General features: G+C 59.9%; 20 protein-coding genes and 1 pseudogene. 15 read left to right on the top strand and 6 right to left on the bottom strand.

Annotated elements, in window-relative coordinates; translation table 11 throughout:
* Positions 1-7: 7 nt before the first annotated feature.
* Positions 8-934 (top strand): recombinase family protein, encoded by a 927-nt coding sequence (locus AABQ55_RS34020; RefSeq protein WP_272791877.1) that lies wholly within the window; start codon positions 8-10, stop codon positions 932-934.
* An 11-nt stretch (positions 935-945) separates the two neighbouring features.
* On the opposite strand, the gene repC is transcribed toward AABQ55_RS34020, so the two are convergent.
* From repC to repA, 3 genes are all read right to left on the bottom strand, one after another.
* Positions 946-2,280 carry a plasmid replication protein RepC gene (repC, locus tag AABQ55_RS34015; RefSeq protein WP_272791876.1) on the bottom strand — a complete coding sequence of 445 codons (1,335 nt, stop codon included), beginning with the start codon at positions 2,278-2,280 and terminating at the stop codon, positions 946-948.
* 209 nt (positions 2,281-2,489) lie between these two features.
* On the bottom strand, positions 2,490-3,503 hold the full coding sequence (gene repB, locus AABQ55_RS34010) for a plasmid partitioning protein RepB (RefSeq protein ID WP_272809183.1): 1,014 nt from the start codon (positions 3,501-3,503) through the stop codon (positions 2,490-2,492).
* Between the two features lie 222 nt (positions 3,504-3,725).
* Positions 3,726-4,943, bottom strand: coding sequence for a plasmid partitioning protein RepA (gene repA / locus AABQ55_RS34005; protein WP_217005167.1), 1,218 nt, complete (start codon positions 4,941-4,943; stop codon positions 3,726-3,728).
* A 360-nt stretch (positions 4,944-5,303) separates the two neighbouring features.
* Here repA and traI point away from each other — a divergent pair, with 360 nt between their 5' ends.
* From traI to AABQ55_RS33940, 14 genes and pseudogenes are all read left to right on the top strand, one after another.
* Positions 5,304-5,939 carry an acyl-homoserine-lactone synthase TraI gene (traI, locus tag AABQ55_RS34000; protein ID WP_272791988.1) on the top strand — a complete coding sequence of 212 codons (636 nt, stop codon included), beginning with the start codon at positions 5,304-5,306 and terminating at the stop codon, positions 5,937-5,939.
* Positions 5,936-6,907, top strand: coding sequence for a P-type conjugative transfer ATPase TrbB (gene trbB, locus AABQ55_RS33995; RefSeq protein ID WP_272809236.1), 972 nt, complete (start codon positions 5,936-5,938; stop codon positions 6,905-6,907). The genes traI and trbB overlap by 4 nt, the downstream gene beginning before the upstream one ends.
* Positions 6,897-7,301 carry a conjugal transfer pilin TrbC gene (trbC, locus tag AABQ55_RS33990; protein WP_272791986.1) on the top strand — a complete coding sequence of 135 codons (405 nt, stop codon included), beginning with the start codon at positions 6,897-6,899 and terminating at the stop codon, positions 7,299-7,301. Before trbB ends, trbC begins: the two co-directional genes overlap by 11 nt.
* Positions 7,294-7,593 carry a conjugal transfer protein TrbD gene (locus AABQ55_RS33985; protein WP_272791985.1) on the top strand — a complete coding sequence of 100 codons (300 nt, stop codon included), beginning with the start codon at positions 7,294-7,296 and terminating at the stop codon, positions 7,591-7,593. Before trbC ends, AABQ55_RS33985 begins: the two co-directional genes overlap by 8 nt.
* Before the next feature lie 9 nt (positions 7,594-7,602).
* Positions 7,603-10,065 carry a conjugal transfer protein TrbE gene (locus AABQ55_RS33980; RefSeq protein WP_272791984.1) on the top strand — a complete coding sequence of 821 codons (2,463 nt, stop codon included), beginning with the start codon at positions 7,603-7,605 and terminating at the stop codon, positions 10,063-10,065.
* Positions 10,037-10,846, top strand: coding sequence for a P-type conjugative transfer protein TrbJ (gene trbJ / locus AABQ55_RS33975; RefSeq protein ID WP_272809235.1), 810 nt, complete (start codon positions 10,037-10,039; stop codon positions 10,844-10,846). The genes AABQ55_RS33980 and trbJ overlap by 29 nt, the downstream gene beginning before the upstream one ends.
* Positions 10,843-11,073: an entry exclusion protein TrbK gene (trbK, locus tag AABQ55_RS33970; RefSeq protein WP_272791982.1), complete on the top strand. Its 231-nt coding sequence runs from the start codon at positions 10,843-10,845 to the stop codon at positions 11,071-11,073. The genes trbJ and trbK overlap by 4 nt, the downstream gene beginning before the upstream one ends.
* Positions 11,067-12,257 carry a P-type conjugative transfer protein TrbL gene (gene trbL / locus AABQ55_RS33965; protein ID WP_272791981.1) on the top strand — a complete coding sequence of 397 codons (1,191 nt, stop codon included), beginning with the start codon at positions 11,067-11,069 and terminating at the stop codon, positions 12,255-12,257. The genes trbK and trbL overlap by 7 nt, the downstream gene beginning before the upstream one ends.
* Positions 12,258-12,274: 17 nt before the next feature.
* Positions 12,275-12,952, top strand: a complete 678-nt coding sequence (locus AABQ55_RS33960) for a conjugal transfer protein TrbF (RefSeq protein ID WP_272791980.1) — start codon at positions 12,275-12,277, stop codon at positions 12,950-12,952.
* A 16-nt stretch (positions 12,953-12,968) separates the two neighbouring features.
* A complete protein-coding gene (gene trbG / locus AABQ55_RS33955; protein WP_272791979.1) occupies positions 12,969-13,823 on the top strand; it encodes a P-type conjugative transfer protein TrbG in 855 nt (284 codons plus the stop codon).
* The gene (gene trbH / locus AABQ55_RS33950; protein ID WP_272791978.1) at positions 13,823-14,293 is read left to right on the top strand and encodes a conjugal transfer protein TrbH; all 471 of its coding nucleotides are present in this window, start codon (positions 13,823-13,825) and stop codon (positions 14,291-14,293) included. The genes trbG and trbH overlap by 1 nt, the downstream gene beginning before the upstream one ends.
* Before the next feature lie 11 nt (positions 14,294-14,304).
* Complete coding sequence (gene trbI / locus AABQ55_RS33945; protein ID WP_272791977.1) at positions 14,305-15,621, top strand: IncP-type conjugal transfer protein TrbI; 1,317 nt, start codon at positions 14,305-14,307, stop codon at positions 15,619-15,621.
* A 406-nt stretch (positions 15,622-16,027) separates the two neighbouring features.
* A pseudogene (locus AABQ55_RS37860) lies at positions 16,028-16,549 on the top strand (aldehyde dehydrogenase family protein); the annotation flags it as partial.
* A 91-nt stretch (positions 16,550-16,640) separates the two neighbouring features.
* Positions 16,641-17,090 (top strand): Rrf2 family transcriptional regulator, encoded by a 450-nt coding sequence (locus AABQ55_RS33940; RefSeq protein WP_272791976.1) that lies wholly within the window; start codon positions 16,641-16,643, stop codon positions 17,088-17,090.
* A gap of 56 nt (positions 17,091-17,146) precedes the next feature.
* On the opposite strand, the gene AABQ55_RS33935 is transcribed toward AABQ55_RS33940, so the two are convergent.
* From AABQ55_RS33935 to AABQ55_RS33925, 3 genes are all read right to left on the bottom strand, one after another.
* A complete protein-coding gene (locus AABQ55_RS33935) occupies positions 17,147-17,545 on the bottom strand; it encodes a VOC family protein (RefSeq protein WP_272791975.1) in 399 nt (132 codons plus the stop codon).
* A gap of 301 nt (positions 17,546-17,846) precedes the next feature.
* The gene (locus AABQ55_RS33930) at positions 17,847-18,863 is read right to left on the bottom strand and encodes an SMP-30/gluconolactonase/LRE family protein (RefSeq protein ID WP_272809234.1); all 1,017 of its coding nucleotides are present in this window, start codon (positions 18,861-18,863) and stop codon (positions 17,847-17,849) included.
* Between the two features lie 227 nt (positions 18,864-19,090).
* The gene (locus tag AABQ55_RS33925; protein WP_272791973.1) at positions 19,091-20,044 is read right to left on the bottom strand and encodes an MFS transporter; all 954 of its coding nucleotides are present in this window, start codon (positions 20,042-20,044) and stop codon (positions 19,091-19,093) included.
* Positions 20,045-20,078 lie beyond the last annotated feature (34 nt).

Below are 20,078 nucleotides of genomic sequence, written 5' to 3'. Positions count from 1 at the left end.
GCTCCAGATGCCCGCTGACACACGCAATCGCACTTCCCGTCGACCACAGGGCCGGCTAATCGGCTATGCGCGCGTCTCGACGGACGAACAGATGACGGAGGCCCAGGAGATTGAGCTCCGCTCGGCCGGCTGTGACGTCATCGTTCAGGAACACGGATCCGGCGCATCGCGCGCCCGTCCAGCCCTGTCCAAGTTGCTTCGAGAGATCAATGCCGGCGACACACTTGTGGTCGTGCGGCTCGATCGTCTGGCGCGCTCCGTTAGTCATTTGCTCAAGGTGATCGAGGATCTGACTGCGAAGAACGCGCATTTTCGGTCGCTCCGCGATCCGATCGACACGTCGACGCCGCAGGGAATGTTTTCTCTCCAGGTGCTTGGCGCCGTGGCGCAGCTAGAACGCGCACTGATCTCCGAGCGAACGAAGGCAGGCATCAAGGCCGCAAAAGCGAAGGGCCGACTGCCCGGCAACCCGGGTATCCGGGAAAAACGGCCCGAGGCGCTGGCCAAAATGACCGCGGCGCAGAAAGCGGCTTACGGCGATCGCATCCAGGCTACCGCCAATCAATGGCTTCCGACCGTTCGGCGCATGCGGCCGGATCACACCTGGGACGACATCGCCCGCGTTTTGAACCAACGCGGCCTCGATTGGACGCCAGAGCGTCTTCGCCGCGCCGTGAAGTGGATGGTCGCGGAGCGCATGGCCGATGCGGCGTTGCTTCGCAAGTCCCCTCCCCGTCCGCCTGAAGATCGCTTGATGACGTTGGTCGCCGGCATTCACTCGTCGAACTCGGACCTGACGCTGCGCGAAATCGCGGCCCAACTCGAAAGGTTGCATGAGCGCACTCCGCGCGGCGGCTCGAAATGGTCGCCCTCGTCCGTGAAGAACCTCATCGATCGTGCCCGCCGATCGGGACTGATCTCCAGCGCCGGATAGCAGCGCGGCCTTCATCGCGATTTCGGCGTCTGCAGGCCCTTCAAGCTCTTCAACAGTGAATCCGACACCTGCAGCCGATCTCCGGCTTCGGCCGCATCATTCGATCGGCTCCCAGCCAGACCGCGATCGTCGCCGGACTTCTGCGCATCGAGCTTTGCCCTGAGCAAGGCCATGATCATCGGCCAGGTCGAGAATTTCCCGTCCTTGGCGCGGTCCGTCAGGCTGCGCAAATAGCCGCCGGCGTTGCTGATCTGACCGGCCCTCTGGTAGATCGCGGCCAGCGTGATCCCGGCATGCTGCTCTCCCATGACCTCACAGGCTTCCCGCCAGGCGCTCGGGCTGATCCCCAGCATCGGCCGGGCCAGTTCCGCGGCCGCCAGCAAGTCTCGCCAGTGCCGGATATCCCCTCCTTGTGCCAGTTCACGGATTTCGGGGCAGGCATCCAGCACGATCCCCAATGGTAGCTCCCGTTTCGGCAGGCTCCGCACGTTGACGGTTTCCGCAACGCCGCCGCTCACTTCATCATCTTTTCCAAAGCCGTATTCAGATTCAAAATTAGAGTCTGGTTTTGAATTTTGTATGTGACGACCGGAATGGGACTCATTGGCGTCCAGATTCTGCGTTTTCGCGAATGATTCCAACACGTCACGGATATCGACGCAGAGTTCGTGAAGTTCCTGCGCAATGTCGTCCACAAGCTGCCGGGGAGCCGAACGTGGGAGCCTCGCGATGATCCGCTGATAGGTCTGCGTGACCCTGCCCCAGTTCCCCGGAACGTTCTCCTCAATGCCGGTTTCAATCATCTTGACGATGTCGCGCCGGAGCAACGTGAGACGCTCCTTCGCAACGCGAAACGCCTTCTTCTCAGCTTGCAGTGCCTCAACCAGGTCTCGAAACTCGTCCGCCCGCGCCACGATCGGCGACAGGTCGAAGCCGTAGGCCTGTTCGATCTCCCCTCCCCTTCCCTTGCGAGCGAAGCGTTTGCCATTGGGGCTGTCGCGGCGGATGATCACGCCGCAATCGACAAGCACCGCGATATGCCGTCTGAGGGTCGTCGGCGGCATCCCATTTGCGCGCGCAGCAAGCTGCTCGTTGGACGGCCAGACTACAAGCTCCGCGTCGCCGCTCAAGGATGTGTCCGGGTGAAACGACAGCAATGCGTTGAGAATCGTGAGTGACCGATCCGTAGCACCAATCAGTTCCCGCGCTTCGCGGATATGCTGGAAGACCTGCCACTTGTGGACGGCAGCGTCAGGTGAGATTGCCTTTGCAGTCATTTGACTTGCGATATGGCCGAGCGTCATCGCCCGCCGCCCGAAGGGCGTCGTCGAGATATGCGTCTGCATTTCCTTTTACCTTCTGCTAGGCAAAAGAAATCTGCTCGCCGAAACGGCGTTGAGCCTCAGAAGACTCTTGACGGTGATTCTCGGAAATGCGATTCTCTTAGTCGCGACACTACAGAGAAGGGCTTCCGGAATTTGTTTCGGTGGCCTTTTTCTTTTGCGGTTCGTAGTTTTTCATCTCTACCGAGCGCGGCTCGGAATTGATGCAAATCTCACCCTCGGTCGGCTTTCTCTCCTTCATTCGTTTCAAGAAATTGGACATACAAACGATCCAACTGGTCCGCGACATACTCTCCGAAAGATGGCACCAGTTTCTCGTCGAAAATTAATGCTGTCTTCCCGGTCTCTAACTGGATGCGCGCCGCCTTTTTCCCTTTCGGCGTGCTCCAGTTTTTTACTTTCCTGGAAGGCTTGGCCGGCCGCTTCGATGCAACATCGAAGATGAGAGCGAAACGAGCATCGCTATCTGCGTCCAAGAACCGTTCAGACCCCAGAATCGCCTCAACAGCGTCCATGACCTTTGGTTTCCCGAGGCTTTCAGCAAGCGCTGCCCAGCGCGATCTACCCGCTTTCGCGGCCGGGCCAATCTGGATAGCAAGCTTTTCTGGAATGCTCCGCGCGACGGCGATATAGCGGCTTAGGTCAGACTTGTCGGTCGATAGGGCAGCAGTAATGGTTGCGCGATCAAAACCCGCATCCTCGAGCCGGAGCGCAAAGAGCGCCTTCTCAATGAATGAAAGGTCGGCGCGATCAAGATTCTCTCGTCCTTGAGCCACCACCAGGTCACGATCGGTCAGGCTTCGGACGATCGCCGACACCTCTCGACCCAGATCTATGGCAGCCCGTAGCCGCCGACGTCCGTATGCAATTTGATACCGGCCAGTCTTTTCCGGATGAGGTCGAACGAGGATCGGGACTTGCTGTCCGTTTTCAGCGATGCTTGCCTTGAGCTGATCGAATTTTGGGTCAATAGCGGTCGGCAATCGGTCGGCAATCGTCGATCCTTCAATCATCGACGGATCCAAGGAAACGACCGCCTCGCCCGAAGCCAACTGATCCTGAAGTCGAGCTGCGGTTTTCGCTCCCTCCGCCATCTCTTGCAGTGACGAGCCCATCGCGGAGATTGCGCCAGTGCGCACACGGGCAGCTGACTTGTCCGTTGCAGCCTTTTCGCTCACAACCGGCTTTTTGAGGAACAATGAGTCGATCGCGTCCTTACGGCTCATGGCGTTGATCTCCGCAAGCTAGTTTCGAAGCACCGCATCCGGCGGAAGGCGGCCTGTTGGGAGCTCCCAACAAGCTGCGGCTAAAGCAGCTTGGGCGGCGGCTTCCCCCAACCTTTTGGTTCAAAATTGTTGGATACGATCCCTGCAACGAAAACAGAAATCGGCTCTGGTGGAGTCTGTTGGGAGCTCCCAACGGTATGTAGGGATCCTGTAATACTCCAATCATGGGCGTCCCCAGGCAGCCTTAATCAATCCTTCGATTTCGGCGTTCACCGCGTCCAAAGCTTCCATCGCCCGGTCGTATGTCGAACGAGTTAAATTCTCTCGCCCGATTTCATAGAGCGTCTGTTTCGTAAGGCCGGCGTCGGAAACCGCCGCAGACTTCACCATCGGATTAGTCAGGACGTGATCATCGAACATGTTCCTCAGCAGCGCCGCGACCTTCGTCTGCGGGGCATCCTGAGGTTCGAACCGGGTCAGCAGATAGCGGATGAAATCATACTGTAGATTCCCTCCGGCCTCCTTCACGACACCGAGAAGATCGCGAGTCATAAGCAGAAACTGACTCATCGACGCGATATCGAGCATCTGCGGGTGCACCGTAATGACCATTGATGTCGCGGCGCACAGACCACTGAGTGTCAGGAAACCGAGCTGGGGAGGGCAGTCGATCACAACGACGTCATAGTCGTCAGCGACTTCGTCAAATGCTTGGGCGACACGCGTGAAGAAAAGCCCATCTCTCGAACCACGGTCAGTCAGGGCCTTTGGGGTTGTGTGCTCGAACTCCATAAGCTCGAGGTTTCCCGGGACGAGATGCAGACCATCGAAGTACGTTGAGCGGATCACCTCTTTGAGCGACCGCCTAGAGTCGTCGTACCGGATTGCCGCGTACAGTGTCTCGTTGGCACCTACATCCGTCTCCGGGAGAACGCCGAGGAGTGCCGATAGGCTGGCCTGCGGATCGAGGTCTACAGCAAGTACCCTGTAGCCCTGCAATGCAAGATACTGAGCAAGGTGGGCTGACGTTGTTGTCTTGCCGGAGCCGCCTTTAAAATTGGTCACCGCAATGACCTGCAAGTGTTCCGAGCCGCGCCGATGGGGCACAAACTCGATACTCTCGCGTCCGCGGGCAGAGCCTGCCAGCATATGCCGGATTTCGTTAATCTGACCGAGTGTGTAGAAGCGCCTTCCGTTGCTGGCGAGTTCGGGTTGAGGACCTTCACCCGCCAGAGTCATCTTTCGAAGGGTCGAATCAGATATTTTCATTAGGCGCGCCGCTTCACCCGACGTGAATTTGCGCAAACTCTTGTGCGACGTCGGAGGGAACAGGGCTTCGCTCATAGCCTGGAGCTGAGAGCTCAGTTGTTCAGCGTGATCACCAATAGTGACATCTACCGAGGGACGATCATTTCGGGATATGGCAACAGCTTTGCTCACGGTGGAATCTCTTGTCACGGTTAATCGGCATGTAATGCCATTTTTCCGTGACGATTACTGAATGCGTGTTTGGTTGCAAGGCGTTTTTGGTTAACGAAAGGTTAACGCGCTTTTGCCCCAGTTAAGCCGAAAGCGGATTCATCAATCATTATCTTGTAGTTAGCCTGCCTCCCGTTGTTCGCAGCGGGGTGTAGGAAATGCAGATCTGCACCTCTTATCAACATTTTAGACTCCGCCTTCCGCCCGATTTTCGAGAGCTATACCGCCGATTCGGTAGAATCACCGGATGCAAATCTGCACATAGCCACACGCAGCACGAGATGATTTTCCTTCGCCTGACCAGTTCATGCGGAGATCACAATGCAGATTCTGAGCGTCTCGGCCGACCACTACGCAAGCAACCACAACTACCTGAACCAGATGCACCGTCTTCGGGCCGCCGTGTTTGGCGACCGCCTGGAATGGGATGTCACGATTACGGACCAGGGTGAGCGGGATCAGTACGATGATCTCCAGCCAACCTACATCTTGGCGATCTCCGCCGACCAGAAAGTCGTCGGCTGCGCGCGCCTGCTGCCTGCATCTGGCCCGACGATGCTGGAGCAGATATTCCCGCAACTGCTGGAGCGCGGTTCGCTCGACCCCCATGCCGCAATGGTCGAGAGCTCACGCTTCTGCGTCGACACGTCGCTTCAAGCGGGGAGGGGAGGGAGCCTCCATCAGGCGACGCTCACCATGTTCGCCGGCATCATCGAATGGTCGATGGCAAACGGTTACAGCGAGATCGTCACCGCCACTGATCTTCGCTTCGAGCGCATCCTGAAGCGTGCGGGATGGCCGATGAGCCGTCTCGGCGATCCCGTGGCCATTGGCAATACCACAGCCGTTGCGGGCAGCCTGCCGGCTGATCGCGCCAGCTTCGACACGGTTTGCCCGCCAGGTTACCGTTCGACCATCGAGCACGATGGCGCCGGTCCTTTGAGGAGCGCGGCGTGACCCAGCTCCGTTCCCATCCTCGTCTCGTCCGCAAACTCCAGGACGCACTCGGCGACCAGCTCTGCGTCGCACTCGACGATGCAACGGTCGTCGAGATCATGCTCAATCCCGATGGAAGGCTGTTCATCGAACGGCTGGGGCACGGTGTTGCCCCCGCCGGGGCGATGAGTGCCGCCACCGCCGAAGTCGTCATCGGCAGTGTCGCCCATGCGCTGCAGTCGGAAGCTGACGACGAGCAGCCGATCATCTCCGGCGAACTGCCGATCGGCGGACATCGGTTCGAGGGCCTGCTTCCGCCGGTGGTATCGGCGCCTGCCTTCACGATCCGGAGACGGGCGTCGCGGCTGATCCCGCTCGACGAATACGTCAAGTCGAAAGTCATGACGGAGGCACAGGCCTCTGTGCTGCGCAGCGCGATCGCGTCGCGCATGAACATCGTCATTTCCGGCGGAACCGGGTCCGGCAAGACGACACTCGCCAATGCCGTCATCGCCGAGATCGTCGCGACGGCGCCGGACGCTCGCATGGTCATCCTGGAAGACACCGCCGAGATCCAGTGCGCGGCGGAAAACGCCTTGTGCCTGCATACCACCGAGACGGTCGATATGGCCCGGCTCCTGAAAAGCACCATGCGTTTGCGACCGGACCGCATCATTGTCGGCGAGGTCCGCGACGGCGCCGCACTCACTCTGCTCAAGGCATGGAACACCGGCCATCCGGGCGGCGTCACCACCATCCATTCCAACACGGCGATGTCGGCCCTGCGCCGGCTGGAGCAACTGACCGCGGAAGCGAGCCAGCAGCCCATGCAGGAAGTCATCGGCGAGGCCGTTGATCTCGTCGTTTCCATCGAACGAACAGGGAAGGGCAGACGGGTCCGGGACGTGATCCATGTCGAGGGGTTCAGCAATGCCCGCTACCGGACCGAACACTACGCCCAGATTGATGAGGACAGCCATGCCGCATGAGACAAGGATAAATCTCGCCACCCTGGGCCTCGCCACCATCGCTTTAACCCTCGCAGAACCGGCACTGGCCTCCTCGGGCGGCGGCGGCCTGCCATGGGAGTCGCCGCTGCAGCAGATCCAGCAATCGATCACCGGACCCGTCGCCGGCTTTATTGCCCTGGCAGCCGTTGCCATCGCCGGCGGCATGCTGATCTTCGGTGGCGAACTGAATGATTTCGCGCGGCGGCTTTGCTTCATCGCCCTTGTCGGCGGGGTCCTGCTTGGCTCAACACAGATCGTCGCCTTGTTCGGCGCGACCGGTGCGTCGATCGGGGCGGCCGACACACCGTCAGCGACCGACATCGCTACGCCGCCGCGCGAACCTTCAAGAGAAGGGGAGGGAGCGCATGGCTGAGCCCGGCTCCAACCTTTCCCGCTCGCCTGTACACAGGGCGCTATCGCGTCCGAACCTGCTGATGGGCGCCGACCGCGAGCTGGTGCTGCTGACGGCACTTGCCGCCATCATCCTGATCTTCGTTGTGCTGACCTGGTACGCAGCGCTCTTCGGCCTCGCGATCTGGCTGATCGCTGTCGCGGCACTGCGCATGATGGCAAAGGCCGATCCTTTGATGCGGCGGGTCTATGTCCGCCATATCTCCTACAAGGCGTTCTATCGCGCAACGTCCTCGCCCTGGCGCAAGTTCTGAGGGTTCTCGATGGTTGCCGTCAAGTCATTCCGTCATTCTGGTCCGTCCTTTGCCGATCTGGTGCCCTATGCCGGCCTGGTCGACAACGGCGTGATCCTGCTCAAGGACGGTTCGCTGATGGCCGGCTGGTATTTCGCCGGACCGGACAGCGAGAGCTCGACCGACGCCGAACGCAACGAGGTGTCGCGGCAGATCAACGCGATCCTGTCTCGGCTCGGCTCCGGATGGATGATTCAGGTCGAGGCGGTTCGCGTGCCGACGGATGATTATCCGGTCGATACCGATTGCCACTTCCCCGATCCGGTCACGCGGGCGATCGACGCCGAACGGCGAGCGCATTTCCAGAAGGAGAGGGGGCATTTCGAGAGCCGGCACGCAATGATCCTGACATGGCGGCCGCCGGAGCCGCGGCGCTCCGGCCTGACTCGCTATGTCTATTCGGATACGGTTAGCCGATCGGCTACCTATGCCGACAAGGCCCTGGAGACGTTTCTGACCTCGATCCGCGAGGTCGAGCAATATCTCGCTAATGTCGTCTCGATTCGCCGGATGGTGACGCGGGAGACGTCAGAGCGTGGTGGCTTCCGGGTTGCCCGTTATGACGAGCTCTTCCAGTTCATCCGCTTCTGCATCACCGGCGAGAACCATCCGGTCCGCCTACCCGAGATCCCGATGTATCTCGACTGGCTGGTGACGGCCGAGTTGCAGCATGGCCTGACGCCGCTGGTGGAGAATCGTTTTCTCGGTCTCGTGGCGATCGACGGCCTGCCGGCCGAGAGCTGGCCGGGTATCCTGAACAGCCTCGACCTGATGCCGCTCACCTATCGTTGGTCGTCGCGTTTCGTTTTCCTCGATGCCGAGGAGGCGCGGGCAAAGCTGGAACGCACCCGCAAGAAGTGGCAGCAGAAAGTCAGGCCCTTCTTCGATCAGCTCTTCCAGACACAGAGCCGCTCAGTCGATCAGGACGCCATGATGATGGTGACGGAGACCGAGGATGCGATTGCCGAAGCCTCTTCGCAACTCGTCGCCTATGGCTACTATACACCGGTCATCGTCATTTTCGACGAGTTGCAGCCCCGCTTGCAGGAGAAATGCGAGGCGGTCCGCCGGCTGATCCAGGCGGAAGGTTTTGGCGCACGGATCGAGACACTGAATACGACCGACGCCTTTCTCGGCAGCCTGCCGGGCGTCTCCTATGCCAATATCCGCGAGCCGCTGATCAACACCCGCAATCTCGCCGACCTCATTCCGCTGAACTCCGTTTGGTCGGGAAGCCCGACGGCGCCTTGCCCGTTCTATCCGCCGGGCTCACCGCCGCTGATGCAGGTTGCCAGCGGCTCGACGCCGTTCCGGCTGAACCTGCATGTCGACGACGTCGGGCACACGCTGATCTTCGGGCCGACCGGCTCCGGCAAGTCGACCCTGCTGGCGCTGATCGCCGCGCAGTTCCGGCGTTATCCAGACGCGCAGGTCTTCGCCTTCGACAAGGGCGGCTCGATGCTGCCGCTGACGCTTGGCATTGATGGCGATCACTACCAGATCGGCGGCGATATTCATCCGGAAGGGAAGGGGAGGGCGCTGGCTTTCTGCCCGCTTGCCGAGCTTTCGACCGATGGCGACCGCGCCTGGGCGTCGGAATGGGTCGAGACCCTGGTGGCACTGCAGGGTGTGACCATCACCCCGGACTATCGCAACGCCATCTCCCGGCAGATCGGGCTGATGGCGGAATCGCGAGGCCGTTCGCTTTCCGACTTCGTGTCGGGCGTGCAGATGCGCGAGATCAAGGACGCGCTGCACCACTACACCGTCGATGGCCCCATGGGGCAGCTTCTCGATGCCGAGGAGGACGGTCTGGCACTCAGCGCCTTTCAGTGCTTCGAGATCGAGGAACTGATGAACATGGGCGAACGCAATCTCGTGCCCGTCCTCACCTACCTGTTCCGCCGCATCGAGAAACGCCTGACGGGCTACCCTAGCCTCATCATTCTCGACGAGGCCTGGCTGATGCTCGGCCACCCGGTGTTTCGGGACAAGATTCGCGAATGGCTGAAGGTGCTGCGCAAGGCCAATTGCGGTGTGGTGCTTGCCACCCAGTCGATTTCGGACGCCGAACGCTCCGGTATCATCGATGTGCTGAAGGAGAGTTGCCCGACCAAGATTTGCCTGCCGAATGGGGCCGCGCGGGAGCCAGGCACGCGAGAGTTCTATGAACGCATCGGCTTCAACGAACGGCAGATCGAGATCGTCGCGACGGCGCTTGCAAAGCGCGAATACTACGTCGTCTCGCCCGAGGGCCGCAGGCTCTTCGACATGGCGCTCGGGCCCGTCGCGCTTTCGTTTGTCGGGGCATCCGGCAAGGAAGATCTGAAGCGCATCCGCGCCCTGCATTCCGAACATGGGGCCGCATGGCCTTGTCCTTGGCTCCAGCAAAGGGGGATCGCCCATGCCGAAACATTCTTCCCGGCCAAGTAAGGTGGCGTGCGCCACAATTATCTCGGCCATTATGCTCTCCGCCACCCTACCGGTCACGGCTCAAGCCGGCGGCGTCACCGGGCAGGCGACAGAGTGGACGCAGCTTGCCAACAATGCCGAGCTTGTCTCGTTGGTCGGCAAGTCCGCGGAGCAGGTGAACAACCAGATCACCCAGATCTCCCAGCTTGCCGAGCAGATCCAGAACCAGCTCAACATCTACAACAATCTCCTGCAGAACACGGCGCAATTGCCGAACCACATCTGGGGGCAGGTCGAAGGCGACCTGAAGAGCCTGCAAAACGTCGTCGCCCAAGGACAGGGCGTCGCCTTCTCGATGGGTAATATCGACGATGTGCTGAAGCAGCGTTTCCAGAGCTTTGCCGAGATGAAGAGCAATCTGCCTGATGGAGCGAGCTTCTCCACAACCTACCAGAACTGGTCGAACACCAATCACGACACGATCGCCGGAACCCTGAAGGCAGCGAACCTGACGGCCGACCAGTTTTCCAGCGAAGAGAGCACGATGTCGTCGCTTCGCTCGATGTCAGAGTCGGCCGATGGTCAGATGAAGGCACTGCAAGTCGGGCATCAGATCGCCGCACAGCAGGTCGCGCAGATGCAGAAGCTGCGCGGTCTCGTCTCCCAGCAGATGACCATGATGGGCACATGGTTCCAGTCCGAGCAGGCTCAAAAGGATCTGGCCCAGGCGCGCCGTGAACAATTTTTCAGTGCGACCGAGCGCGACATCCGTGGTGGCCAGACCATGGAGCCACGCTGGTGAGCCCGCGTCTGCTGTTCATCCTGGTATTGGCGGGGATCGTCGCGCTCAGCGCCGGCATCGTCACCTGGAACGTGGTCCAGCCGCGTCCGGCTCCCGTGTCCGGATCGGGCGCAGCCGCGACGCAATCTGCTTCCGAAACCGAGCGCCGCGAGCATCGCGAAAAATTCTTCAGCGGCGATCCGGATCGCGACGTCCGTGGCGGGCAGGAGATGAAACCGCGATGGTGATCGTCCACCCCTCCCGGAAGCTGGAACTCGTGTTCATTTCGATCGGCCTCATCCTGTTGGCGACGACACCGGCGCTTGCCCAACAGGGTTCGGTCCTGACGACGCTGGAAAACTCCGTCGTAACCGCCGCGAAAGGCTGGGAGACAACGGCGATGAACGCGGCGCGTTCGCTGTTCTGGATCCTTGCCGGTATCGAGATCGGGATTGCCGCGGTATGGTTGGCGATCAACGCCGCCTCGCTCGACAGCTGGTTTGCCGAGCTCGTGCGGCGGATCATGTTCATCGGCCTCTTCGCCTTCATCCTGGACCAGGGGCCGTCCTTCGCCAAAGCCGTGGTCGATAGCCTCTACCAAATCGGCGCCGGCGGCGGCTCGGCATCACCCGCAAACATCTTCGACGCGGGCATCCGGGTCGCAACCAAGATGTCGGAACAGGCGAAGTTCGGCTTATGGGAAGACAACGCGCTGGCGATCGCCGCGGTCTTCGCCATGGTCGTGGTCGTCGTATCCTTCTCGTTGGTTGCCGCGATTTTCGTCGCCGTCATGGTCGAGATGTATGTCGGCCTGCTCGCCGGCATGATCATGCTCGGTCTTGGCGGCTCGTCCTTCACCAAGGATTTCGCGGTCAAATATCTGGTCTACGCCTTCTCCGTCGGCATGAAACTGATGGCGCTGGTAATGATCGCCAAGATCGGCTCCGACATTCTGCTGGGGCTCGCCGAGGCGCCGACGGCGACCTCCGAGCAGTTCATCACCACGCTTGCGATCGCCGGCATCTCGGTCGTGGTCTTCGTCATTGCCATGTATGTCCCGCCGATCCTGCAGGGCGTGGTCCAGGGCGCCTCCATCGCCGGCGGCATGGAAGCGATCCGCCATGGCGGCCAGGCCGCCACCTTCGCAGCCGGCGGGGCGTTCCTCGGCGCAAGTGCTGCAACAAAAGGGGCGCAGACGGCGAGCTCGGCGAGGGCCGGGGGCTCGTCGATGGCGGGCGCGGCACTTCGCGGCATGGCGTCCGGCATTGGAAGTGCTGGATGGGCTGCCGGATCGGCAGCCAAGGAGAAGGCCATCGCCTCACCCGGCGCCTATGCCGGATCGCTGCTCGGGCTTGCCAACGCCAAGCTCGACCAGACGCGGCAATCAGGCCGACCAACGCCGCCGCCCCCACCCATCAACGAGAACAAGTAGCTGGAGGATGATCACCCATGGCCGGACGCAATCCGCCAGAGAATTCCCCTATCGCCAATCCCTATCTCGCGGCGCGCAACGAGTGGAACGAGCGCTATGGTTCCTATGTGAAGGCGGCCGCGGCGTGGCGCATCGTTGGCGTCACCGGCATGGTCATGGCGGTGATCGGCTTCGGTTACGCGCTCTACCAGAGTACGCAGGTCAAGCTCGTCCCCTATATCGTCGAGGTCGACAAGCTCGGCACGGCCTCCAGTGCCGGCTTCCCACAGCAGATCGAATATGCCGACCCGCGTGTGGTGCGCGCCACGCTCGGCAGCTTCGTCTCGAATTTCCGAAGCGTGACGCCGGATGCGGTGGTGCAAAAGCAATATATCGACCGAACCTACGGCCTCCTCAGGACCTCGGATCCGGCGACAGAGAAGGTCAATGCCTGGTTCCGTTCCAATTCGCCCTTCGAGAAGGCGAAGACTGCTACCGTCGCGATCGAGGTCAACAATATCGTCGCTCTGTCGAACCAGTCCTATCAGGTCGACTGGACCGAGTTCGAACGCGACCGCCGCGGCAAGGAGACGGCCACCCGCCGCTTTCGCGGCATCGCCACGGTTACCCTTACACCGCCGCAGGACGAGGGCGTCATCCGTCTCAACCCCATCGGTCTCTATGTCAGGGACTTCGACTGGACCGCGCAGCTTTGAAAGGCATGGCCCGAACATGAATATCCGTCTTGAGAACTATTCGGCCATGCTGACTGCCGGCGCCATCATATCAGCAGCGCTGGCGTTCTCCATTCTTGCGCCTCCCGAGGTCTTTGCGGCCGATGGCGTGACCGCGAACGAGGCGAAGGGCGTCAGCATCTCCGGCCAGTGGCGCGGATCGCGCGGGCTCGTGACCAAGGGAGCCGACGGCAAGGTGATCTTTCTCTATGGTGAGGTTCAGCCCTCGGTCGTCTGCTCACCGCTGCAGGTCTGCGACATCGAGCTTCAGGGCGGCGAGGTCGTTCGCGATGTGCTCGTCGGGGATACCGTGCGGTGGAAGGTCGAACCGGCCACGTCAGGGGCGGCGGGTGGTCAGGCAATCCATTTGATCGTTAAGCCGTCGGAGCCCAGTCTCGTCACATCCATGGTGGTGACGACGTCGCGGCGGACCTATCATATCCAGCTCAAGTCGCATGCCACGCAATACATGGCCCGCGTCGGATTCGAGTATCCGGAGGATGTCTCGGCGAAACTTGCCGACATCAATGCCCGTCTCGAGGCGAGCACCATTCCAGGCGCCGGCGTTCCTGCCGAGCAGCTCAACTTCTCCTATTCGGTGTCAGGCAGAGCCGGCTGGCGGCCGACACGGGTCTATTCCGATGGCCAGAAAACCTACATCCAGTTCCCGCGCTCGATCTCCGGCCAGGATGCACCGGTTCTCTTCGTCACATCTGGCGGCCAGAACCGCATCGTCAACTACCGGATGAAGGGCGACATGATGGTGGTCGATTATCACGTCGATCGCGCGGTGCTGGTCTCGGGCGTTGGCTGGAAACAGGAGAAGGTGACGATCAGAAGAGGAGGACGGTGATGCGACCCTTTGCCGACAATCTCCTGTTGCGCCCCATCCGCGCCCTTGCCGCAGCCGGCACCTTCGCCATCCTCTCCGGATGCCAGTCTATCGGGACCGATGGTCTCGTAGCGAGCAACGCACCACCCGAGATCTCCGGCCCGGCGGCAAGCGCCATTGCCGGCGATATGGTCAGCCGGCTTGCCGAGCAGATCGGACCCGGCAAGGCGACGGTTGCGCTGAAGGCGGACACCTCACCCTTCGGGCAGGCTCTGGAGGCGGCGCTGAAAGGCTGGGGTTACGCCGTCGTCACCGACCAGAAGACGGACGACGGAACGAAGATCATCCCACTCGCCTATGTGATCGTGCCCTTCGACGGACAAGTGTTGGCGCGTCTTTCGACCGATAGCGTCGAGCTCGGTCGGGCCTATTCCGTTACGGCAAGCGGTGCTGCGCCGGCGAGCGCGCTCTCGCTGATGCGACGCGGCTAAGGGGAAGCATCATGGTCCAATCCTTGCAACTTGGCAGTGCTGCAAATGCCGAAGCGGAATCTGGCATCAAGCGGATCAATCGGCTGCCGATTATCGTGGTGATCGTGCTGGTCATCGCTTTCCTTGGCGTGATTTTCTATGGGCTCTCGTCCCGTGGACTCTATTTCAGCAAGGACGGCGGTCCGGACACAAGCTCGGGCAATCCGGCGTCAACCTTCGCCGACCAGATCAAGCGTGGTGTGACGGATGGCATCATCGGTGAGCCACAGCAGCAAACCACGTTTCAGCCGACATCTGTCGAGACGAAGCAGGCCGAGGAAAAGTCAAGCAATCCCTTCACGCCGCAACCGGGACAAAACGAGGAACAGCAGCGCGGGCAGGAGTTGGAAAACGAAGAGGTCTGGCGTGCACGGCTTGAGCGCGAGCAGAGGGAGCAATATCTGCGTGAGCGGCATCGTCAGCGCATGGCCCGACTACAGGCGAATGACGCTGCCTATGACGCACCACTCGCCATCGACCGCAGCAAGCTGGAGGCGAGCGCAGACCAGGCCACCTCGGCGGGAACGACGACGAATGCTGCGTCATCGACGACCACCGGCGGCACCTCGGATCTCTATGCAGCCGCGTTGCGGACGGGCCTCGGCGGGCAAAATGTCGATCCGAATGGACAATCCTCCAAGGAGGATTTCTTCAACGCCGATCTCAAGGAACTCGGATATCTCCCAAATCGTGTCTTACCACAGCAGTCGCCGTATGAACTGAAGCGCGGATCGGTCATTCCAGCGACGCTGATATCAGGCATCAACTCGGACCTGCCCGGTCGTATCACAGCCCAGGTCAGTCAGAATGTTTACGACAGCGCAACAGGGCATCGCCTGCTGATCCCGCAGGGAACGAAGCTCTTCGGGCGCTACGACAGCAAGGTGTCGCTCGGTCAGAGCCGCTTGCTTGTCGTCTGGACGGATATCATCTTCCCTGATGGATCCACGCTGCAGATCGGAGGCATGGCGGGAACAGATGCGCAAGGCTACGGTGGCTTCCACGACAAGGTGAACAACCACTATTGGCGGACATTTGGTTCGGCGGCGCTGATTGCGCTGATCGGAACCGGGATCGACGCGTCCATACCCGAAAGTTCGACGCTGGCCACGCAGGATACGGCCTCCGATGCGGCAAGGCGGAATTTCGCGGAAAGCTTCGGTCGCGTAGCCGAACAAACCATCAGCCGAAACCTCAACGTGCAGCCGACGCTGGAAATCCGGCCGGGCTACAAGTTCAATGTCTTGGTTGATCAGGACGTAGTCTTTCCTAGCTTATACAGGAATTGATCTTAGCGTTTGTCATCGACCGCATGTCCCGCCACATTTGAGGGGATAGGGGTGCCGAAACCCATGACACGTGGATTGGCCGTTTCTTAAGCAACCGGGACCGCGCCGGATCACGGTGCTGATATTTGTGCGGGAGAATAGCTATGCATGGCGAACGGATCGACCGGGAAGCGCTTTTTGATCATAAACGCGCAGATCCTAACCGCCAGAGGGCAATCGACGTGTAACGGGGCGCGGCCAAAATTCGATTTCCTTCAATTGCAAACCGATAGCGGGATAACGGGGTCGGTGAAAAGACACACTTCGAAGCCTTGGCGCCCCGCTACCAGGGCGATGAAATAACTCGGTACATTGTCAAACGTCGGTTTGGCATTTTCTCATTTCAGTTACGTCATGCCGTCGTTAGATGGGGTGCTATCGGATGGGAAAGCCAATGGATCGAGTTGTAAAAGACTATTTCGAGCGATTTTCGGTTCCCGCGGAGGTGGTATCGTTCGTCAGCCGCCCGATCGGCCACTTCATAGATGGACGGGAGACCCTGTCGGGTCAGGATCCCATCGATCTCGTGGAGCCTTTCACTCAAAGGACACTGACAGAACTTGCCGCTGGGGATATGCAGATCGTTGATCAGGCGGTGCACTCTTCGTGGAAGGCGCTCAATGGAACATGGGGTCGGCTGTCGCCTCTCGAGCGCCAAAAGCTCATGTTGCGGCTGGCGGAAGCGATGGAGGCCGATGCTGCCTTTCTAGCGCATCTCGAAGCCATCGATGTCGGCAAGGCCATATCGGATGCGCGCTCTATCGATGTCGCGGGAGCGATCGCGAACTTCGAATATTCTGCCGGATGGACGAGCAAGCTCGATGGTCGAACCACCAGCGCCGTCGCGTTGCCCGGAGAGACGCTGACCTATACCGTCAAAGAGCCGCTAGGGGCGGTGGCGGCAATCATACCGTGGAATTTCCCACTCCAGATAGTCGTGGAAACTTGCGGCGGCGCTCCTCCCCCAGAAAGCGCATGTCATGAACCGCGACACGCGCCTCTCCGACGTGCTCCACGTCCTGCTGCACCTGGCGCAGGTGAGGGAACCTGTTACCTCGGAACTCCTGGCGAGGAGTATGGGAACGAACCCGGCGGTCTTCCGGCGCACCATGGCGGGATTGCGCAACGCAGGACATGTACAGTCGGACAGGGGGCATGGCGGTGGCTGGAGGCTCGCCAGGTCGCTCGATCAGATCACTTTGCTTGATGTCTATTCGGCGCTTGGAAGACCAACTCTCTTTGCAATCGGCATGCGGGCCGACAATCCCGATTGCCTTGTCGAGCGTAGGGTGAACGCTGCACTGAAGAACACAATGGACCAAGTCGAAGCGATCTTTGTCGAGCGCTTCGGTTTGTTGACGCTGGACCAATTGCTGCTGCCAGTCCGATCGTCTGACGTCATCGCATGCGAACGCCTGCCTGCCCCCTAACATGAGAGAAACAGGCCCTAGCGCGGAGGTAACGAATACGGCGACAGACAACTGGATTAGCGGTTGCCGAAGCGCGCTTTGGCAGCTTCAGTCACCGGCATGTAGAGGCTGACCAAAGTTCCTTCCGGGTCGCGTATCTGGAAGGTCTGGTTACCCCAGGGCAAGAGCTTCGGTAAATGGACAATTTCCGCCAGATCCTTCAGCCGCTCGAACTCGGCGTCCAGATTGGCCACCTGCAGCTCGATAATGGCGGTGCGATTGGCGCCGGGCTCCGCCGTCCCTTCCTGGAATAGTGCGACGGTCTCCGCGCTGCCTATGGCGATAGTTGCGGAAGGGGTCACGATCTCGGCGAAGACGGGTGCCAGCCAGTCGGCCTTCAGGCCGGTGACCATTTCATAAAAGGCGACAAGGCCGTTGATGTCCCGTGCGATGAGGCGAAGAGAGGCGAATTTCATTTTAGTCTCCTGTTTTTACTCGATCGATGATCGAAGACGGAGCCTTGTAAATGCATCCTGCTGCCAGCATTGTGGCAACAGGAGTCTAGAATGTGTTGCGCCAACCGGCTTTCTCAGATCATACAAATCCTGCGCTGCATCGCGGTCGGTGACGGCAGGAGATCGTAATTGCTATGCTTGCACGTGGGTGACATGCATATAGTGGAAAAGACATGCTAAGTTGACAGGCTATTTGATCGTGACCTTGGGCCGTCGAATCATACTCTGGGAGAAATCCATGTCACATCGCCCTTCCAATCTTTCATGGCCGGTATTCAGTCGTTCTAAGTTGGGTGAGCGTCTTAATGCGATAGAGAAAGCGGCCGCCGGTGACATAGAGGTATGTCGTTGTTCCGGATTCGGCTAACGCGACATTGGTTGGCATTGTCGGCGTTGGGATCGTCGCGAGAAGCTCGCCGCTGGGTGCGTAGATATAGATACCCTGACGGTCCGGCTGCTGGATCGTAGCGTAGACATTCCCCGCAGCATCCGTGGTCAAGCCGTCGGCGCCGCGGGCGCCGTTTGATGCGACAAACACGCGCCGGTTCTGCGGCATGCCACTGTCGTCCAAGCTATAGGCAAGGATGTCCATCCCCCCCTGGCGCGCCGGCCGATCAAGCCCGATGTCATGTGTTCCGATATCGTTCTCGGCGACATATAGAGTGCGTTCATCCGGAGAAAGAGCCAAGCCATTCGGGCTTGCTGCGTCTGTGATGACCAGATCGACTTTTCCGTTTGGAGAGATCCGGTAGATGCCGAAGACAGGCTGCGTAATTGGCTCGTGCCCAAAGTAGCGCGTATCGCTAAAATATATTGTTCCGTTTGAAGTAACCACCAGATCGTTAGGTGCGTTGAAGGGAAGTCCTTCATACGTGCCCGCAATGATGGTTGTCTTTCCGGTCCGGGCATCGGTGCGCATGACGCATCGGCAGCCAAAATCCGCTCCCGCTGCCACGAGAAGCGCGCCATCCGGCCCGATCGCCAGCCCGTTTGCCATGCCGGAAGGGCTGCGCAGGATCGTAGTCTTACCGTTTTCCGGGTCAAGGGACAGGATCGAGCCATCCTGCATTCCGCTGTAGAAGGAAATCGTTACGTCGCTGAAGTAGAGGTGGCCATCGGGTGCCTGGACTGGCCCTTCCAGCCAGACACCGTCGGCATATACAGTTTCCAAAGTGGCATCGGGTGCGATGATCGACCCCCGAGCCAAAGGGACTTCGGCACGAGCTGTCGAGCCAATTGTACAGAGTACCAAAAACGCGGCTGCGATCGTGTTCTTCACTCTTTGTGCTCCTGTGATTGATTAATTGAACGAAGGTCTGTTCTGGACAATTTATTATGGCTGTGATGTGCCGGCCCGGCCTTTGTTTGGTGGGGCCTCGCTGGCTAAACCCGGCACTCGCAAAGTGACCACGAAGGCTCCGGCCATAAGAAAAAGCCCGCTCGCGGTTTCGGCCTCGTCAGGAGCAGCGCGGGAAAACCACGCTGACCAGGCAACGGGAACGGTTCCTAAAGCGACCCCCACAACGTCAAAAGACGGCCGGTGATGATGAAACTGCGCCCGAATTCTAAAAGAAAAAGTGCCAGAATACCCATAGTGCACGGCATTGCGGCAAGCTTTGGCCGCATAGACTTTTCGAATAGGTAGGCACCCAGATAGTTGGCTGCGAAGGTCGCCATGCCAAACCCGAGAAGAAACGTTGAAATTCCTTCCCCACCCAGATGCGTGACCATTTCTAGGAATGGCCGGATATAGGTGAAGAAAGCGAAATGCCCCGTGAAGATCAGCAATACTGATACCAGCGCTGCAGCGATTCCGGGCCGTCTGGCAACTGCGACCAGGACTACCAGGTGTGATGGGCCCTGAGGGGGAAGCCGTGGCAGGGCGACGATCTGGCCGACGAGGGCGAGCCCTCCAAGACAGGCGCTCACTAAAAAGACACCTCGCCAGCCGATCAGATCACCCAAGAAACTCCCCGCGGGCGGTGCTAAAACTGTCGCCGCAGAAATGCCGAACATCACGATCGATAAGGCGCGGGCGGTATACTCTTCTCTTACCAGACGCCCTGTTATGGCGAGGGAGAGCGTCCAGAAGCCGCCGAGTGCAAGCCCGAGAAAGACGCGGCCTGCCAAGACCATCCAAATGGACGGAGACAAGGCGACAATGACATTTAAGATGATCAGCAGCAGCGAAAAGCAGATGATCACGTTTTTGCGGTCGAGGTTACGCGTCAAGAACGTTACCAACAGGCTCGCGATGAGTGCCGGAACCGCAGTTGCCGTGACGGCCTGTCCGACCGCCCCTTCGCTGTCGTTAAGATCTGCGGCCATTGTTGTCAGCAGGCTGGTTGGCAGGAATTCGGATCCGACCAGACCGAAGGCTCCAACGGCCATAGAGGTTACTGCAGCTGACCTTGCCGACGAGCTGTGATATTCGCTAAGCTGACTATCCTTGGATAGCATCGCAATTCCACTGAGTTGTCACTTCTCGCGCAAA

Source organism: Shinella sp. WSD5-1 (assembly GCF_963942435.1).
Taxonomy (GTDB): domain Bacteria; phylum Pseudomonadota; class Alphaproteobacteria; order Rhizobiales; family Rhizobiaceae; genus Shinella; species Shinella yambaruensis.
This window is presented reverse-complemented; position numbering and strand designations above follow the sequence as displayed.

Coding starts and splice junctions, on each gene's coding strand:
- repC (WP_272791876.1), bottom strand. CDS start 2,280: ATGCAGACGCATATCTCGACGACGCCCTTCGGGCGGCGGGCGATGACG.
- AABQ55_RS33960 (WP_272791980.1), top strand. CDS start 12,275: ATGGCCGGACGCAATCCGCCAGAGAATTCCCCTATCGCCAATCCCTAT.
- AABQ55_RS33980 (WP_272791984.1), top strand. CDS start 7,603: ATGGTTGCCGTCAAGTCATTCCGTCATTCTGGTCCGTCCTTTGCCGAT.
- trbH (WP_272791978.1), top strand. CDS start 13,823: ATGCGACCCTTTGCCGACAATCTCCTGTTGCGCCCCATCCGCGCCCTT.
- AABQ55_RS33985 (WP_272791985.1), top strand. CDS start 7,294: ATGGCTGAGCCCGGCTCCAACCTTTCCCGCTCGCCTGTACACAGGGCG.
- trbJ (WP_272809235.1), top strand. CDS start 10,037: ATGCCGAAACATTCTTCCCGGCCAAGTAAGGTGGCGTGCGCCACAATT.
- trbL (WP_272791981.1), top strand. CDS start 11,067: ATGGTGATCGTCCACCCCTCCCGGAAGCTGGAACTCGTGTTCATTTCG.
- trbC (WP_272791986.1), top strand. CDS start 6,897: ATGCCGCATGAGACAAGGATAAATCTCGCCACCCTGGGCCTCGCCACC.
- trbI (WP_272791977.1), top strand. CDS start 14,305: ATGGTCCAATCCTTGCAACTTGGCAGTGCTGCAAATGCCGAAGCGGAA.
- AABQ55_RS34020 (WP_272791877.1), top strand. CDS start 8: ATGCCCGCTGACACACGCAATCGCACTTCCCGTCGACCACAGGGCCGG.
- repB (WP_272809183.1), bottom strand. CDS start 3,503: ATGAGCCGTAAGGACGCGATCGACTCATTGTTCCTCAAAAAGCCGGTT.
- AABQ55_RS33940 (WP_272791976.1), top strand. CDS start 16,641: ATGAACCGCGACACGCGCCTCTCCGACGTGCTCCACGTCCTGCTGCAC.
- AABQ55_RS33925 (WP_272791973.1), bottom strand. CDS start 20,044: ATGCTATCCAAGGATAGTCAGCTTAGCGAATATCACAGCTCGTCGGCA.
- traI (WP_272791988.1), top strand. CDS start 5,304: ATGCAGATTCTGAGCGTCTCGGCCGACCACTACGCAAGCAACCACAAC.
- AABQ55_RS33935 (WP_272791975.1), bottom strand. CDS start 17,545: ATGAAATTCGCCTCTCTTCGCCTCATCGCACGGGACATCAACGGCCTT.
- trbG (WP_272791979.1), top strand. CDS start 12,969: ATGAATATCCGTCTTGAGAACTATTCGGCCATGCTGACTGCCGGCGCC.